The 14,447-nt window shown below is 65.7% G+C and carries 18 protein-coding genes; 9 read left to right on the plus strand and 9 right to left on the minus strand.

What is annotated here, in order from left to right; genetic code table 11:
- Positions 1 to 26 precede the first annotated feature (26 nt).
- Positions 27 to 1,286, plus strand: a complete 1,260-nt coding sequence (gene tgt / locus ABZ824_RS12930) for a tRNA guanosine(34) transglycosylase Tgt (RefSeq protein WP_356963388.1) — start codon at positions 27 to 29, stop codon at positions 1,284 to 1,286.
- Between the two features lie 62 nt (positions 1,287 to 1,348).
- Here the strand turns inward: tgt and ABZ824_RS12935 are convergent, their stop codons facing one another.
- A complete protein-coding gene (locus ABZ824_RS12935) occupies positions 1,349 to 2,128 on the minus strand; it encodes a queuosine precursor transporter (protein WP_356963389.1) in 780 nt (259 codons plus the stop codon).
- A 29-nt stretch (positions 2,129 to 2,157) separates the two neighbouring features.
- On the opposite strand from ABZ824_RS12935, the gene ABZ824_RS12940 reads away from it, so the two are divergent.
- On the plus strand, positions 2,158 to 2,676 hold the full coding sequence (locus ABZ824_RS12940; RefSeq protein ID WP_356963390.1) for a DUF4190 domain-containing protein: 519 nt from the start codon (positions 2,158 to 2,160) through the stop codon (positions 2,674 to 2,676).
- Between the two features lie 60 nt (positions 2,677 to 2,736).
- Here ABZ824_RS12940 and ABZ824_RS12945 read toward each other — a convergent pair whose 3' ends face one another.
- The 4 genes from ABZ824_RS12945 to ABZ824_RS12960 form a co-directional block, all read right to left on the minus strand.
- Positions 2,737 to 3,129, minus strand: a complete 393-nt coding sequence (locus ABZ824_RS12945; RefSeq protein WP_356963391.1) for a hypothetical protein — start codon at positions 3,127 to 3,129, stop codon at positions 2,737 to 2,739.
- Positions 3,130 to 3,488: 359 nt separating this feature from the next.
- Complete coding sequence (locus tag ABZ824_RS12950) at positions 3,489 to 4,193, minus strand: RDD family protein (protein ID WP_356963392.1); 705 nt, start codon at positions 4,191 to 4,193, stop codon at positions 3,489 to 3,491.
- Between the two features lie 46 nt (positions 4,194 to 4,239).
- Positions 4,240 to 5,157 (minus strand): tRNA glutamyl-Q(34) synthetase GluQRS, encoded by a 918-nt coding sequence (gluQRS, locus tag ABZ824_RS12955; RefSeq protein WP_356963393.1) that lies wholly within the window; start codon positions 5,155 to 5,157, stop codon positions 4,240 to 4,242.
- A 56-nt stretch (positions 5,158 to 5,213) separates the two neighbouring features.
- Positions 5,214 to 5,696, minus strand: coding sequence for a DUF309 domain-containing protein (locus ABZ824_RS12960; RefSeq protein ID WP_356963394.1), 483 nt, complete (start codon positions 5,694 to 5,696; stop codon positions 5,214 to 5,216).
- A 423-nt stretch (positions 5,697 to 6,119) separates the two neighbouring features.
- Between ABZ824_RS12960 and ABZ824_RS12965 the strand changes: the two genes are divergently transcribed.
- Positions 6,120 to 6,329, plus strand: coding sequence for a DUF397 domain-containing protein (locus ABZ824_RS12965; RefSeq protein WP_356963395.1), 210 nt, complete (start codon positions 6,120 to 6,122; stop codon positions 6,327 to 6,329).
- A 96-nt stretch (positions 6,330 to 6,425) separates the two neighbouring features.
- Here the strand turns inward: ABZ824_RS12965 and ABZ824_RS12970 are convergent, their stop codons facing one another.
- On the minus strand, positions 6,426 to 8,066 hold the full coding sequence (locus ABZ824_RS12970; RefSeq protein ID WP_356963396.1) for a cytochrome bc complex cytochrome b subunit: 1,641 nt from the start codon (positions 8,064 to 8,066) through the stop codon (positions 6,426 to 6,428).
- A 174-nt stretch (positions 8,067 to 8,240) separates the two neighbouring features.
- Here ABZ824_RS12970 and ABZ824_RS12975 point away from each other — a divergent pair, with 174 nt between their 5' ends.
- On the plus strand, positions 8,241 to 9,731 hold the full coding sequence (locus ABZ824_RS12975; protein WP_356963512.1) for a WS/DGAT domain-containing protein: 1,491 nt from the start codon (positions 8,241 to 8,243) through the stop codon (positions 9,729 to 9,731).
- A gap of 12 nt (positions 9,732 to 9,743) precedes the next feature.
- Here the strand turns inward: ABZ824_RS12975 and ABZ824_RS12980 are convergent, their stop codons facing one another.
- Positions 9,744 to 10,256, minus strand: a complete 513-nt coding sequence (locus ABZ824_RS12980; protein WP_356963397.1) for a hypothetical protein — start codon at positions 10,254 to 10,256, stop codon at positions 9,744 to 9,746.
- A 226-nt stretch (positions 10,257 to 10,482) separates the two neighbouring features.
- The gene (locus ABZ824_RS12985) at positions 10,483 to 10,962 is read right to left on the minus strand and encodes a hypothetical protein (protein WP_356963398.1); all 480 of its coding nucleotides are present in this window, start codon (positions 10,960 to 10,962) and stop codon (positions 10,483 to 10,485) included.
- Positions 10,963 to 11,314: 352 nt separating this feature from the next.
- On the opposite strand from ABZ824_RS12985, the gene cutA reads away from it, so the two are divergent.
- Complete coding sequence (cutA, locus tag ABZ824_RS12990) at positions 11,315 to 11,623, plus strand: divalent-cation tolerance protein CutA (protein ID WP_356963399.1); 309 nt, start codon at positions 11,315 to 11,317, stop codon at positions 11,621 to 11,623.
- Here the strand turns inward: cutA and ABZ824_RS12995 are convergent.
- Entirely contained in the window at positions 11,604 to 12,653 is a 1,050-nt protein-coding gene (locus ABZ824_RS12995) for a hypothetical protein (protein WP_356963400.1), read from the minus strand. The two genes, cutA and ABZ824_RS12995, sit on opposite strands and share 20 nt — an antisense overlap.
- A gap of 395 nt (positions 12,654 to 13,048) precedes the next feature.
- Between ABZ824_RS12995 and ABZ824_RS13000 the strand changes: the two genes are divergently transcribed.
- The 4 genes from ABZ824_RS13000 (at position 13,049) to ABZ824_RS13015 (ending at position 14,439) form a co-directional block, all read left to right on the plus strand.
- Positions 13,049 to 13,228: a hypothetical protein gene (locus tag ABZ824_RS13000; RefSeq protein WP_356963401.1), complete on the plus strand. Its 180-nt coding sequence runs from the start codon at positions 13,049 to 13,051 to the stop codon at positions 13,226 to 13,228.
- 202 nt (positions 13,229 to 13,430) lie between these two features.
- Positions 13,431 to 13,682 (plus strand): hypothetical protein, encoded by a 252-nt coding sequence (locus ABZ824_RS13005; protein WP_356963402.1) that lies wholly within the window; start codon positions 13,431 to 13,433, stop codon positions 13,680 to 13,682.
- Positions 13,661 to 14,005 carry a hypothetical protein gene (locus tag ABZ824_RS13010; RefSeq protein WP_356963403.1) on the plus strand — a complete coding sequence of 115 codons (345 nt, stop codon included), beginning with the start codon at positions 13,661 to 13,663 and terminating at the stop codon, positions 14,003 to 14,005. Before ABZ824_RS13005 ends, ABZ824_RS13010 begins: the two co-directional genes overlap by 22 nt.
- On the plus strand, positions 14,002 to 14,439 hold the full coding sequence (locus ABZ824_RS13015; protein ID WP_356963404.1) for a hypothetical protein: 438 nt from the start codon (positions 14,002 to 14,004) through the stop codon (positions 14,437 to 14,439). Before ABZ824_RS13010 ends, ABZ824_RS13015 begins: the two co-directional genes overlap by 4 nt.
- Positions 14,440 to 14,447 lie beyond the last annotated feature (8 nt).

Below are 14,447 nucleotides of genomic sequence, written 5' to 3' on the forward strand. Positions count from 1 at the left end.
GTCTGCCGAACTGCGAGGATAGCGGGGTGTCCGGTCCCGAATCCTTCTCCTTCACCGTCGGTACGCGCCTGGACGGGCGGCACGGCCGGTCCGGTGTGATCGCCACGCCGCACGGGCCGATCGCCACGCCCGCCTTCATCCCGGTGGGCACCAAGGCGACGGTCAAGGCGGTCCTGCCGGAGACCATGCGGGAACTCGGCGCCCAAGCGCTGCTGGCGAACGCCTACCACCTCTACTTGCAGCCGGGCGCCGACATCGTGGACGAGGCGGGCGGGCTCGGCGCGTTCATGAACTGGCCGGGGCCGACCTTCACCGACAGCGGCGGGTTCCAGGTGATGTCACTGGGCGTCGGGTTCAAGAAGGTGCTCGCGATGGAAGCGGTCAACGTACGCAGCGACGACGTGATCGCACCCGGCAAAGAGCGGCTGGCCACCGTGGACGACGACGGTGTCACGTTCCGCTCCCACCTCGACGGTTCGGTGCACCGCTTCACGCCCGAGGTGTCGATGAACATCCAGCACCAGCTCGGCGCCGACATCATGTTCGCGTTCGACGAACTCACCACGCTGCTGAACACCCGCGCCTATCAGGAACAATCGGTGCAGCGCACCCACGAGTGGGCGCAGCGCTGCATCGATGAGCACGAGCGGCTGACCGCCGCGCGCACGCACCGTCCGTATCAAGCGCTGTTCGCCGTCATTCAAGGCGCGCAGTACGAGGACCTGCGCCGAAAGGCATGCCGCGGACTCGAGTCGATTCGCGGAAACGCGGGAACGGGATTCGACGGTTACGGCATCGGCGGCGCGCTGGAGAAGCACAATCTGGGCGCCATCGTCGGGTGGTGCTGTGACGAGTTGCCCGAGGACAAACCGCGCCACATGCTGGGCATCAGCGAGCCGGAGGACATCTTCACCGCCATCGAGAACGGCGCGGACACCTCCGACTGCGTGAACCCGTCCCGGGTCGCCCGCAACGCCGCGATCTACGTCGACACCGGCCGGTTCAACATCAACACCAGCCGCTTTCGTCGCGACTTCACCCCGATCGATGAGAACTGCGACTGCTACACCTGCGCCAACTACACGCGCGCCTACCTCCATCACCTGTTCAAGGCCAAGGAGATGCTCGCCGCAACGCTGTGCACGATTCACAACGAGCGGTTCACGATTCGCCTGGTCGACCGGATCCGCGAGAGCATCGAGGGCGGTTACTTCGATGAACACAAGGCGCAGACACTGGGCCGCTGGAGAAGTAAGAAGGGCGCGGGGCACGAAGTGGATCGGTAACTCCGCGAAGTCTTCGATCGTCTCTCGTGGCCCGCGCCCTCTCGGGTCTGCCGGGAATTTCGTCAGGTGTGCAGCGGATCCACTTCGGTCGGCGAGTAGCTCGGTTCGTGCTTCTTGAGCAACGCGATCACTCGGTAGGTGATCGGGAGCACGAACACCTCGCAGAGGGTCTTCCAGATGAAGCCGACGATCACATAGTTGATGAACTGCTGCCAGGTATCGATGCCGATGGCGCCCGCGGCGATCGAGCAGAAGATCAGCGTGTCGGCGAACTCGCCGACGATGGTCGATCCGATCAGCCTGGCCCACAGGTACTTTTCCTTCGTCCGCTCCTTGATCAGCACCAACGTCGCGGAATTCAGCAGCTGGCCGACGAAGTACCCGGCCAGGCCCGCGATGACGAGCCGAGGCGTCGTCCCGAGGACGGTGCGGAACGCCTCTTGGTTGTCGTAGAAGCTCGCGGCGGGCAGCCGGATCGCGATGGCGAAGCACACGACCGTCAGCAGCAGGGCAGCGAAGCCGTAGTAGATGGCCCGCCGGGTGGCGCGGAAGCCGTACACCTCGCTCAGCACATCGCCGAGGATGTAGGCCAGCGGGAACAGGAAGAATGCGCCGTCGGTGGCGATCGGAAGGATTTGCAGCGGCCCCAGCGACACCGATCGGTCGCCGAAGAACTCCACCCCCTTGGTGGCGCAGATGTTGGAAATGATCAGGGTTGCCGTGAAAAGGGCCACGATCGGTGCGTAGTACCCCCGCGCTACCTGGGCAAATGCCGCGTGGTCCGCGGGGCGTCCAGGCCCGCCGTGCTCTTGTGTGGTTTTCGACTCACTCACCCGCATCATCCAACCAGGTTGTGGAATACGCTGTAGCAATGACGAATCCCGGGGACTCCGACGAGTGGTGGAAGCAGTACGGTGGCCAAGGCGTGTCGCCGGAGTCCGGTGGACAGAATTCGGTCCCGCAATACCCGAGCCCGGAGCAGCAGCCGTCGGGCTACCCGTCGGCGCCGCAGTACCCGGTGCAGCCGCCTTCGCAGCCGATGACGCCGCCTCCGCAGCCGCAGTACCCCTCCTATCAACAGCCCGCGCAGCCGTATCCGCAGCCGCAATACGGCTACCAGACTCCGTACCAGCCCTACGGAGTCCCGGCGCAGGGCACCAACGGCATGGCGATCGGTGCGCTGATCTCGTCGCTGGTCGGGTTCGTCACCTGCGGGCTCGGCTCGATCGTCGGCATCATCCTCGGCGTGATCGCGTTGAACCAGATCAAGCAGAACGGCCAGGAGGGCCGCGGTATGGCGCTCGCGGGCATCTGGATCGGCGTCGGCGCCATCGTGCTCGCCATCCTGTGGTTCGTCGTCGTCATCATCGCGGGGACGACCAGCGCGTAGTTCACCGTACGAGTCGAGCCATCGAGGTGCCATTCGCGAACGAATGGCACCTCGTCCGGCTCATGCGCAGTTGTAGGTCCCGCGTGTGACTTCCGTCGTCCCCGCGAACGTGAGGCCATGGGGAATGAACCGGATGCCGATGCAGTTACCGTTCTCGTAGTAGGTACCCGCGTCGACCGCGATGTCGGTCGCGACGAGCGCGATCACTCCCGCGCAGACGGTACCCGCCACATTGAGGGGAGCGCATATCAGGCCGGAACCGGCACCTACCAGCCAGCTCTTGTCTCTCGCGCTACGTGTCTGCGCGCGATCGAGCCGGACTGTGCAAGTGATGTTCCCGCAATCGCCCTGCGTCGATTGTGCTCCCGCCGCACCTGCCGGCAGGACGGTGCTCATACCGAGCACCGAGCCGACGAGAACGGTGGCGGCTGCCGCTGATCTGATGATGTTCATGCCGAGACTCTCTGTTGTTGCTGCTGACGGGGCCCGCGCGAGGAACTCGAGGCGCTACTCGGTTGCCTGGCCGTACGCAGGCTGACCGGACCCAACAGGTCCACGAAGTCACGCGCTGCCATCTGGCGAATCCCCCCTTGACCTCACTACGCGGCCGCGTGGCCGGAGTGGGTTAGTGGGATCCTACTTTCACAACCCGGACAACGACAGGCATTATCGAGTCGATGTAGACGTAATTATCTGTCGGACAGAACGAATCAGGTGTGAGCGGTATGTGATCCTGCTTGTCCCGCAACAAAGAAAGCGGGTGTGCGCTGGTTCAGCGCACACCCGCTTCGCGGTTCCGGGCCTTCGGCGGATCAGGCCTTCACGACCTGGGTGCCGCCGGCGAACTTGTCGTGCCAGCCCTGCTTGTTCGGGTCCTGCTCGATGGTGATCGCGATGTAGATCGCCAAGCCGAACGACGCGAGGCCGCCGATGCAGTAGATGATGTTCAGGGCGACGAAGAGGTTGCGCTTGAGCGAGGTCTGCGGGTCGATCTTCGCCGCGCCACCGGGAGCCAGGATCTTCAGTCCGAGGATCTTCTTGCCGAAGGTGGCGCCCTGGGAGGTCTCCAGCAGCACGTAGTAGCCGACGATTACGACGTAGGCGATGGCGGTGGCGAGAATGCCGCCGATGAAGCCGCCGATGCCGTACGCGACCAGCCAGTAGACGATGCCTGCCGGAATGCCGCTGAAGATGGCGTCGAGGACGCGTGCTCCGAACCGGGTCAAGAGGTCGCCGGGTTGTCCGCTGTAGTTGTTGAACCCGGGCTGCTGCGGGTACTGACCGTAGGGTTCCTGCCCGTACTGGGGCTGCTGGCCGTATTGCGGCTGTTGTCCGTATTGCGGCTGCTGCTGGCCGTACTGGGGCTGTTGCCCGTATTGCGGCTGCTGCTGGCCGTACTGGGGCTGCTGCCCGTATTGCGGCTGCTGGCCGTACTGGTCGCCCCCCTGGGGGTACGGCTGGCCGTACGGCTGCCCGCCCTGCGGATACTGGTTGGGGTCGTACCCACCGCTTGTCATAGTTGTTTGTCCTCGTCGATTGATCAGTAGTTGGACGATGCGTACGTTACGGACATGGGCTGCTTCGCAACAACCCGTCCACGTCGAATACCGACGGTTCACGGGGTAGCCGCCGGGTGTCGAAACGCTCGAGTAGCTCGGACGACGATGTCGCGGTGAAGCCGAGCGAAGCGGCCAGTGCCGAGACTACTTCCTCCGGCGTGTTGCCGAGCGCCAATCGTTCGCGGAGTGTCACCGCCCCATCCCGTTTCGCCAGCCGCCGCCCCTCCGAATTGAGCACCAGCGGCACGTGGGCATAGTGCGGTACAGGCAGATCGAGCAGCGTCGCGAGGTATGCCTGTCGCGGGGTCGATGGCAGCAGGTCGTCGCCGCGAACCACTTGGTCGACGCCCTGCGCCGCGTCGTCCACCACGACGGCGAGGTTGTAGGCGGGGATGCCGTCACCGCGCCTCAGCACCACGTCGTCGACCGGGCCCCGGTAGCGACCGTGCAACTCGTCGTACACCTCGAACTCGGTGGCCGTGGCGCGCAGCCGGAGTGCGGCCGTGCGGCCCTGCGCGCGCAACCGCTCGCGCTCCAAGGGAATCAGGGTGCGGCAGGTTCCGGGATAGGCGCCCATCGGTCCGTGCGGCGCCGTCGCTGCTTTCTGTATCTCCCTTCGCGTGCAGAAGCATTCGTAGGTGAGCCCGGCGGCGGTGAGACGTTCGATGGCCGCCTCGTACTGCGGCAACCGATCGGACTGTCGTACCACGGGCCCGTCCCAATCCACGCCGATCGCGGCGAGATCGTCGAGCTGCCGCTGCTCCGCACCGGACCGCACTCGATCCAGGTCATCGATCCGGAGCAGGAAGCGGCGGCCGGTGGAACGAGCGAATGCCCAGGCAAGCAGTGCGGTGCGGAGATTGCCCAGATGCAGGTCCCCGGACGGGCTCGGCGCATACCGGCCCGCACCCGGCTCAGGCACGGGCTCGTCTGATGGACGATGAGAAGCGCACCCCGGCCATGGTAGAGGCGAGGCGATCAGCCGCGCAGACGCGGCCGCAGGTCGGCGTCCGCCGGTTCGCCGCCCGCTTCCAGCGTCGCGAGCAGAGCTTCGGCGTGGGCGATCAATCCGGGTAGGTCGATATCGTAGGGCGCCTGCCCGCTCTCCGGTCGGTATGCCGTCATCCGCGACACTGCGCGGGCGAGCAGTGTACGCGCCCCTTTGGGATTTCCGCGCTGTATGTGCGTCAGACCGACAGCGAACTGCGCGAGCGCCTGCCACAGCATCCGCTCGGCGAACGATCCGTTCTTCCATGCGGCCTCTAAAACCTCGTGTGCATTGAATGCGAGTCCCTCGTCCAGCAGTTGCTGGGCGAAGGTCAAGGTTTGCTGGGGTGGAAGATCGAGATCATCCGGAATTCGGGCAACTCCGGTACTGCCGGGAGGCAGCGGACGCCCGAGGCGGTCGCGCGGACGGGCATTACGGGCGCGACCTGCGTCGTCTCGATCGCGTTCGACCATAGGTTCCATCATGCACGGCCGCTGTGCCGCCGTCGACGCGGCCCTCGGCCGGAGGGGAATTGTCGGCCGATAACAGAGCAATCACATCCGTTAAAAACATTGTGGTACGCCAGTGTTTGGAATGAATACCTAGGGTCGGCAATGTTCCCGCAACCCTGCTGCTTCGCAAACGTGTGTGGTTGCGATGATTGAATAGGCAAGAGCCGGGCAAACTTTCGAAGGACCTGCTAGTGTTACCGCGCGGGGACGGGCCCCGCGCGAGGTTAATTTCCTCTCGAACTCGATGTGCGATATCGACGCACCGGGAAAGTGGGCTCCGGCAAAAGGTGCACCACGGGATTCGGCTTTCCAGTCGGATACCGCTGCTAGCTGGAACGATGTCAGGAGAAATCTCGCTCTCGACGCAGCAAAGGAGCTAGTACCGTGGAGGTTGGTTGGACGGGCGCTGTATGGCGCAAGAGCACATACAGCGGTCCGGATGGCGCGTGTGTGGAAGTAGCTTTTCTCGTCGACGGCCGTGTCGCGGTTCGTGACACCAAAGCCAGTGGACGTGGACCGGTCTTGGCGTTTGCGCCGGGTGAGTGGGATGCATTCCTAGTGGGGGTCTCGACGGGAGCATTCCGGTGCGGCTGAACTGCTCCGGAATCGCCTGAACAAGGCAAAGCGGGCCCCGGGTCGTATCGGACTCGGGGCCTTCGCGGTTTTCCGGGCGGGTCGGGTGCCGAATGTTCAGTGGGCGGAACCGTTTCCGTCGCCGTTCGCCCGTTCCTGAACCTTGCGCAGCACCGCGAGTTGCTTGCGTTCCTCTTCGTGCTCGATCTCGAAGTGCTTCGCGCTCTCGTCCCGCGGATCCGCGCGCAGGAAGCTGCCGGTGCCCGGCTTGCCCGCCGCGCCCAGCTTGCTCATCTTCTTCGGCACGGGCGCGCCCTGGTACTCCAGCGGAACCGGGTGGCCGTGCTTGTCCACCGGGCCGAGCGGCTGGTGGACCTCTATGTACTCGCCGTGCGGCAGGCGCACGAGCACGCCGGTCTCCACCCCGTGGTCGAGCACGGCCCGGTCGCTGCGCTGCAGGCCGATGCAGATGCGGTAGGCCAGGAAGTAGGCGATCGGGGGCGCGAGCAGCAGGCCGATGCGTCCGGCCCAGGTCGTCGCGTTGAGCGAGATGTGGAACTTGTACGCGATGATGTCGTTGACGCACGACAGTGTGAGCACCGTGTAGAACGCGATGGCCATCGCGCCGATGGCCGTGCGAACGGGCACGTCGCGGGGGCGTTGCAGCAGGTTGTGGTGCGCGCCGATGTCGCCGGTGAGCCGCTTCTCGATCCAGGGATAGGCGATGAGGACGACGAAGACCAGCCCCATGATCACGGCGACCCAGAAGACGGCGGGCACGGTGTAACGGCCCAGGTACAGCTCCCACGGCGGCATCAATCGCGCCATGCCGTCGGTCCACATCATGTAGAAGTCCGGCTGTGAACCCGCCGACACCTGCGACGGGTTGTACGGACCCAGGTTCCAGATCGGATTGATCTGGAAGATGCCGCCGAGCAGGCCCACGATGCCGAGGGTGAAGGCGAAGTACGCGCCTTGGTCGGCGGCGAACACCGGCACGATCCGGGCGCCGACCACGTTGTTCTCCGTGCGGCCTGGGCCGGGGAACTGGGTGTGCTTCTGGTACCACACCAGCGCCACGTGCGCGGCGATCAACGCCAGGATGATGCCGGGGAACAGCAGCACGTGCGCGACGTAGAGCCGCGGAATGATGATGTCGCCGGGGAAGTCGCCGCCGAACATCAGCCAGTGCAGCCAGGTGCCGATGATCGGGATCGAGATCGTGATACCGGAGAACGCGGCCCGCAGGCCGGTGCCCGAGAGCAGGTCGTCGGGCAGCGAGTAACCGAAGAAGCCCTCGAACATCGCCAGGATCAGCAGCAGTGAACCGAGCACCCAGTTCGCCTCACGCGGCTTGCGGAACGCACCGGTGAAGAAGATGCGGAACAGATGCACGATGATCGAGGTCGCGAACAGCAGCGCCGCCCAGTGATGCACCTGCCGCACGAACAGGCCGCCACGAACCTCGAAGGACAGATTCAGCGCCGTCTCGTACGCCCGGGACATGGTCACGCCGCGCATCGGCTGGTAGGAGCCGTTGTAGACGACCTCCGTCATGGACGGGTCGAAGAACAGTGTCAGGTAGACGCCCGACAGCAGCAGGATGATGAAGCTGTAGAGCGCGATCTCGCCGAGCAGGAACGACCAATGCGTCGGGAACACCTTGTTGATCGACCGCTTGACGAACGCGGCGGCCTTATATCGCTCGTCCGCCTCATCGGCTTGGTTGGCGATTCTGCGAGCTAGATCTATAGCCATGGCCGACACCCCGCCTGGGTGAGTGGTATCCGTTCCTACTACAGACGGTAGCAGAGCTGCGTGGCGGAATCGATGGGATTTTCCGGACGGAATTGTGGAACAAGATCATTCACATTGCTCCGGCCCGCCGGAGGCGATCCGGCCCGAGTCGATATCGTTTTACCTGTGAGCGCGATGGCACCGCAGGACGCGACGATGTATTGGTTGTCCGAACGTACGCGCAACGACCTTTTTCTGTTGTATTGCTTCGCCGATCGTGGGCTGCCCACGGTTGAACTGCGCGCCGCCGTCGCCGAACGGAGCGCGCGGATCGACGACCTTGGGGTCCGGCTGCGCGAACTGCCCGCGGACATCGATTACCCGATGTGGACCCGATGCGAATTCGGCGCCGAGCAATTCGTGGAACACGAACTGCCGGAGCGCAGTTGGTCGTGCCTGCTGGAGGTCCTCGGCGATCTGCTCGGCACCGGAGTCGATGCCGCCGTGCACCCGTGGCGGCTGCACGTGTTCCGTGCCATCGCCGACGCGCCGGGGCTGGGCGGCGAGCCCGCGCTTGTGGCGGTGCTCCAGATGTCCCATGCCCTGGCCGATGGGCGGCGGTCCTCAGCGATCGCGCGTGCGCTGTTCTCGGAGACTCCCGCGGTCGAAGACGGAAGCCGGATGGCGTCGGCGGCGCCCGAAGCGGCGGGTTCGGCGGCGGACGCCAGGACCGCGCCCGGATCGCGGCTGGAGACCCTCGCGCGGTGGCCGGAGGTCACGGCACGGGCGCGGACGATCGGTGACGCGGTGTCGGCGGCCGGGGTGCTGGTCGACTCGGCGGTGGGTGTGCTGCGCACGCCGGTCCGGGTGGCGGCGACCGCGGTGCGCGGCTACCAGGCATTTCGGGCGCAGCGGCGGCTCGCGGAACTGACCGAATCGGGTGAAGTGCCGCCACCCGCAGCCGGTTTCCCGCCGAGTGTACTGAATCGGTATTCACCGCAAGGCATCTCGCGGCACGAAGCTCGAATGCTGGTGTTCCCCTCCGCCGACTTGCGGGTGCCCGGCCGCACCGTCACGGTGGTCGTCTTGACCGCGGTGTCGCTGGCGCTCGCCCGCCACCTGGCCGAGGTGGGCGAGCCGGTGGAGCGGCTCGGTGCGCAGGTGCCGATGGCGCTTCCCGAAGCCGGCCGCGCACGCAACAACTATCGCGGTCTCGGCGTCGACCTGTTCATCGACGAGCCCGATCTGCGCCTGCGCGCCGACAAGATCGCCGCGGCGCTCGCCGACCGGCGCGTCCGCGCACAGCACCCGCTGCTGTCCGCGCAGGGCCGGGTCACCGCGGCCATGCCGGCCCCGCTGCTGCGCCGCGACGTGGATCGCTACCCCCTCGACGCCGTGCCCGACTCGATCGCGGGCCACACCGTCGTCTCGAGTGTCGACCGTGGTCCAGCCGATCTTTCGTTCGGTGGCGGCGCGGTACGGTTCACGGCCGGGTTCCCGGCTCTCGGTTCCGTCATGCATCTCACCCACGGCGTGCACGGACTCGGCGACACCGTCACCATCTCGCTGCACGCCGACCCGGCGGTGCTGCCCGACCTCGACGCCTACGCCGCCCACCTGCGTGCCGCGCTGCTCGAAGCGCACCTCACGCGGGTCGACTCCGCTCCGGCGTCGCCATCGGTGTGACGAGCCCGCCGGTCAAGAACGGGCGAGGGCCGGCTGCGGCGCGGCCTGGTGCACTTCGGCGGAGATCTTGATGTCCAGCTCGAGCCGGGTTGCGTTGATGACCGAGCGCTCCTCCTCGACGGTGTTCTCGATCGCCCGCGACCACAGCGCCTGGATCTCGGTGATCTCTTCGGCGGTGGCCTCGCCGTCGAATTCGATCCGGCGGCGCTGCAAACTGATGTTGAGCGCCGCGGTGAGCGTGCGCATCAGGTCCTCGCAGCGATTGGGGATCTTGCGATGCGACACGACGCGCAGGTTGCTGATGTAGCCTCGCGAGCCGGTGATGATCTGCCGGATCTCCGTATCGACCTCATCGAGCTCGTCGGCCTCCCAGAGTTCGCAATGCAGCAACTGCTGGCGGACGTCGCTCGAGATGGACAGCACGGACGAGACCGCGGTCAGCACCGATTCCCGCCGCCACTTGTCGTGCTCGCGCCGCTCGGCCGCCGCGTTGGTCGACTCCACATTGCGCTGCGCCGCGTCCAAGGTGACCCGGTTCCGCTCGTCCGCGGCGGTGAGCGCCGCACGGTTCGTGCGGTTGTTGACCAGCACGCCGACCAATGCCGCAATGGCAACGATGAGAGAACCGAAGAGCGGGAGCCACTGAGTCACGGAGAAGATCATTCCACCGGAATGGGCAGTCGCACAGCCCAGATCGGACGAACTGGGCTCGTCCGGCAACTCCGAGGGGAATCCGAAAGCTCGACCGGTGTCAGTCCCGTGCGGCGCCGTTCGGCCACACGACATCGACCGGCACGCCACGTTCACGCGCGAGCTCGACCACCGCCCCGGTGCCCGCCTTATGCCCGGCATCGCCATCCCACACGGCGACCAGTCGATCGACCGACCCGACCACGACATCGTTGGCCGCCTCGTACGCTTCCGGGCCCGCGTCGTCGAAATCCATCACACGCACGGCGGTCGCGCGTTTCACGAGCTCGTCGAACAACTGGGCGTGATCCGGTTTCACCTTCCGCTCGCGGTAATTCCGGGACGGCAACACCACCTCCAGCCGCCCGCCCGCAGCGAGGACCGCCCGTGCGAACACCGAATCAGACCCGCGCGCAATACAACTCACTCCAACGAGTTCGCGCGAATCATGCCCCTCGAGCAGCGCACGCACCGCGTCGTACACCAAAGGTGCCGTCGCCTCGGTGATGTTCATATGCCCGGTGACGCCGATCCGCACCATCCCGATGTGCTCCTATGCTGTCGCGGCAACCAGTGGCCGCATCCGCTCTCGCAGTTCGACCACCGCACCCACGGTCACGTAATGGCCGGTGCGGCTGTACACCCTCGCCGAATTCTTGGCGAGATGATATGACGCCGCCTGTTCCACGACACGAGGTTCGGTGTGACCGACATGGCGCGCGTCTTCGAACCTGATGAGCCGGGCGGTCTATGCCCACCTGGTCGGAGCCGTGTAGAAGCTCGGCACCGGGACCTGCCATGTCGAGTCCTGCGGCGAATTTGCATCAAGGACCAAATCCGAGCGTGCGACCGTCGCTTAGGCTGGCGTGATGGCAATCCCGAGTGTCTGGTCCGTGACAACGACCACCCCGACCGAGGAAGCAGCCCAAGAGATCGCTCGCGCGGTGGTGAGCGAGCGGTTGGCGGCCGGGGCATTTATCACGGGCCCGATCAAGTCGGTGTTCTGGCATCTCGGCGAACTCGGTGACGGACAAGAGTGGCGCGTCGAGCTCCGCACATCTGACGCTACGCGAGACAAGCTTGCGGAACGAATCAAGCAACTGCATCCCTGGGACAACCCCGAATTGGTGGGCCAGCCCATCGAGTGGCATCCGGAGGAATACGGGAGCTGGGTGGCCCGCTCTACAAACGCGTCGGAGTAGGAACCCTTGCCGCTCTGGCGCGTGCCCACAGCTGGGCGCCACGAGGTACCGCGGTGACACGTTGTGCAACCTGCTGTACGCGAGCCAGCGGCCGGACTGACGCTACCTTTTCGGCAGAAGCGAGGGCGTTCTCGGTGATCGCGAGCGCCTCCTCCAAGTTACCCGCGTCGAGGTGAGCATCGGCCAGCCAAGTCAGGTACAGGGCTTTGTCCCTGAACCAGTGATCCGGATATGAATCGAGCGCGCGGTTGAGCGGTGCGGTCGCCTTGTCGGGATCGCGCAGAACCGACCACACGCGGCCCGTCATGATGTCCAACTCGTCCCAGTTCATCCACGCAAACCACTTCGCCGCCGGACGGGAGGTGGTGTCGTCGAGCGCGCGTGCAGCGATATCCAAAGCGCGAGCAGCTCTGTCGCGCTCACCAATCGTTGCCAGCGACCAGGCTCGACGTGATTCGAGCAGGGCCCGAGCCTGTGCGGGAGCATCGAGCCCGATGGCTGAACAAGCAGCGTCGGCTGCTACCACCGCTTCGCGATCTTGTGTGGCATAGGCGATTTGAATGAGCGCGTTCGCCGCGAGTTCAGGGTTGTCGGCCTCGTTTGCGGCGCGATGGCTGTACCGATACAGGCGTATTGCGTGCTCGGAGAACCCGGCGTCGAAAGCGGCCCAACCGGCTTGCTGGGCTTGTTCGCCCGCGAGTTCGGTCAGCCCTATGCGTATCGCGGTGCTGTAACTGCCGTGCCGCAACACCTGCTCAGTCCATGTCAACTCGGAGAAGTACAGGTGGAAGGTGTCACCGCCTCCGACGACGTTGTCGAGATCTTGCAGGCGAGCAAACCGGTCACGCATCTCATTCAGGTCCGCCGCGCCCACCCGCCCAGGTGAGCCAGCGCCGACAAGCGGAATCGATACTCCCGCCACTGCCAGAAAATCCCTGCGTCTCGTGGCTTCATCCTTCTCGGCGTCGCGCTGGGTCCGCTTCGGGTACAGCCCTATCTCGGATTCCGAAGCTGCTCCCAACAGTGCCACAAGTGCCCGTCTCGTCGCAGCTCGAGGCCATCGAATCTCGCCGCGCTCGAGTCTGCCGATTGCCTGGGCATCGACCGCCGACCGACGGCCTGTGGCTCGCTCTACTTCGGCGCACACCAATTCCGCCAACTCGCTGTGTGTCCAGCCGCGAGCCAGCCTGAGAGATCTGAACAGCTCGTTCGTCTTCGCCCCCTACGGCCGAAACCGCTTGTTTGCCTCCAGTTTTGCGCTGTTCGTCGGCCTTCGCAGCGAGAACGCTTAAACAGCACGCCGGTATCGGAGGCAGACGCTTCGTCAGGGCTGGATACGCACCCGACCGAGCGGCAGTCGTCCAGCTTGCCTGGTGGGTCGACTTTTGCACCGGTGTACCCGAATCGTTTGTCACGGAGGCTGTCATGCGTATCTCGCGAGACACGCGGGACCTGTGGGACGCGAACTACCGCGACTGCGGTACCGAGCCCGCCGATCTCGATCTGGACCGCGCTCGATTCATTCTGGCCGCTCACTCCGGCCACTGCGGTTGGTGTCTGCAATACCTCGCGGCGATGGCTTTCTCGTTTGGATCGCAGGGGTAGCGCGATTATGGACCCAGGCTGCAGATCCCGGCACGGGTTGCCGGACTGGCATGAGGTATGCGCGGCGATCCGCTGCGTCACCGGCGATAAGCCGGGCGATCACCTGGTCACTCGGTGGACGCGTGCGCTCGCGCTGCTACATCGCACCCGTCGCGTCAGCCCTGAACGCGTCGACGAGATAGACCGGCGTCGAGTCGAACTCGTGACGTTGATCAACCAGTGGGTCGCCACGCACCTTGCGCCGCCCCGTGCCCATGCCGATGCGGTCGGGCCTGTGGCTGACGCGCTCGTCGCCGCATACGTCGACGCCGAGTCGCTGCTGATGGCGCGGGACGAGGTTACCGAGGAGACCTTGCATTCGGCGTGGTCTCAGGTGGGTTACCTCGCCACCCAGTGGGCTGACCTCGTCGCCGCAGTGGCGGACGGACAGCCATGCCCGCCGGGCCGATGCTGATCGTCGCCGCCATGGCCGCCGCCGTCATCGCCTGCATATTCGTCGCCGCCTGGCTGCTGATCGGAGCACCGGCGACCGGGCTGCGGTTCACCGAGATCGACGAACGCCTCTGCCACGAACCGCCGCCCCGGCCGTTGACGGTCGAGCAGGCGCGCCAGCAGTGGGCCCGTCATCTCGGTTGCCGCCTCGGCGGCTGTGCCCGCAAGCGGGAGATCCAGCGGATATTGCGCGCGGCCGGAGTCGCGCCACCTTTCGACGCTACATCGACGGCCCCGGCCCGGCGAGGCGGTCGGCACGCCCACCCTAGGAGGAGAAAAACATGAAGTTACGAATCGGCCGCGACGTGCTCGCGGGGTATGTCGCAGCGGCGGTGCTCGCCGGAGTCGCCCCCGTCGCCGCGTACGCCGACCCCGGATACCAGGCCACCGCTGACCGTGCCTGCACGTTCGCCTTCAACAAGGAGCCTTACCTGCTGCACAAGGCCGTCGTCGTCGGCGGAACAGTGAAATGCGACCCCGCCCCGCTCGAGTTGCGCATCGAGTTGCAGCTATGGCACCGGTCGGGCACCAGCAACCCGAAGCCGAAGGGTGACCACGTCGTGGTCACCCAGATCCCCAACCCGAACCTCCACGTCGCGACGATGGCGTTGGACTGCGTACCCGGCATGTGGCAGGGCAAGATCGTCATGCGGGCTACCTGGGACACCGGGTCGAACGAGGCCCGCAAGGAGACCACGCCCACCATCATCCCGTGCTAGGTTGACGC

Origin of the sequence: Nocardia sp. NPDC047038 (assembly GCF_040644075.1) — a bacterium.
Classification (GTDB): domain Bacteria; phylum Actinomycetota; class Actinomycetes; order Mycobacteriales; family Mycobacteriaceae; genus Nocardia; species Nocardia sichangensis.

What these genes read in the sequence shown, in the direction of transcription:
- ABZ824_RS12935 (WP_356963389.1), bottom strand. Translation starts at nt 2,128, where the DNA reads ATGATGCGGGTGAGTGAGTCGAAAACCACACAAGAGCACGGCGGGCCT.
- ABZ824_RS12940 (WP_356963390.1), top strand. Translation starts at nt 2,158, where the DNA reads ATGACGAATCCCGGGGACTCCGACGAGTGGTGGAAGCAGTACGGTGGC.
- ABZ824_RS12945 (WP_356963391.1), bottom strand. Translation starts at nt 3,129, where the DNA reads ATGAACATCATCAGATCAGCGGCAGCCGCCACCGTTCTCGTCGGCTCG.
- ABZ824_RS12950 (WP_356963392.1), bottom strand. Translation starts at nt 4,193, where the DNA reads ATGACAAGCGGTGGGTACGACCCCAACCAGTATCCGCAGGGCGGGCAG.
- ABZ824_RS12960 (WP_356963394.1), bottom strand. Translation starts at nt 5,696, where the DNA reads ATGGTCGAACGCGATCGAGACGACGCAGGTCGCGCCCGTAATGCCCGT.
- ABZ824_RS12970 (WP_356963396.1), bottom strand. Translation starts at nt 8,066, where the DNA reads ATGGCTATAGATCTAGCTCGCAGAATCGCCAACCAAGCCGATGAGGCG.
- ABZ824_RS12975 (WP_356963512.1), top strand. Translation starts at nt 8,241, where the DNA reads ATGGCACCGCAGGACGCGACGATGTATTGGTTGTCCGAACGTACGCGC.
- ABZ824_RS12985 (WP_356963398.1), bottom strand. Translation starts at nt 10,962, where the DNA reads ATGGTGCGGATCGGCGTCACCGGGCATATGAACATCACCGAGGCGACG.
- ABZ824_RS13000 (WP_356963401.1), top strand. Translation starts at nt 13,049, where the DNA reads ATGCGTATCTCGCGAGACACGCGGGACCTGTGGGACGCGAACTACCGC.
- ABZ824_RS13010 (WP_356963403.1), top strand. Translation starts at nt 13,661, where the DNA reads ATGCCCGCCGGGCCGATGCTGATCGTCGCCGCCATGGCCGCCGCCGTC.
- ABZ824_RS13015 (WP_356963404.1), top strand. Translation starts at nt 14,002, where the DNA reads ATGAAGTTACGAATCGGCCGCGACGTGCTCGCGGGGTATGTCGCAGCG.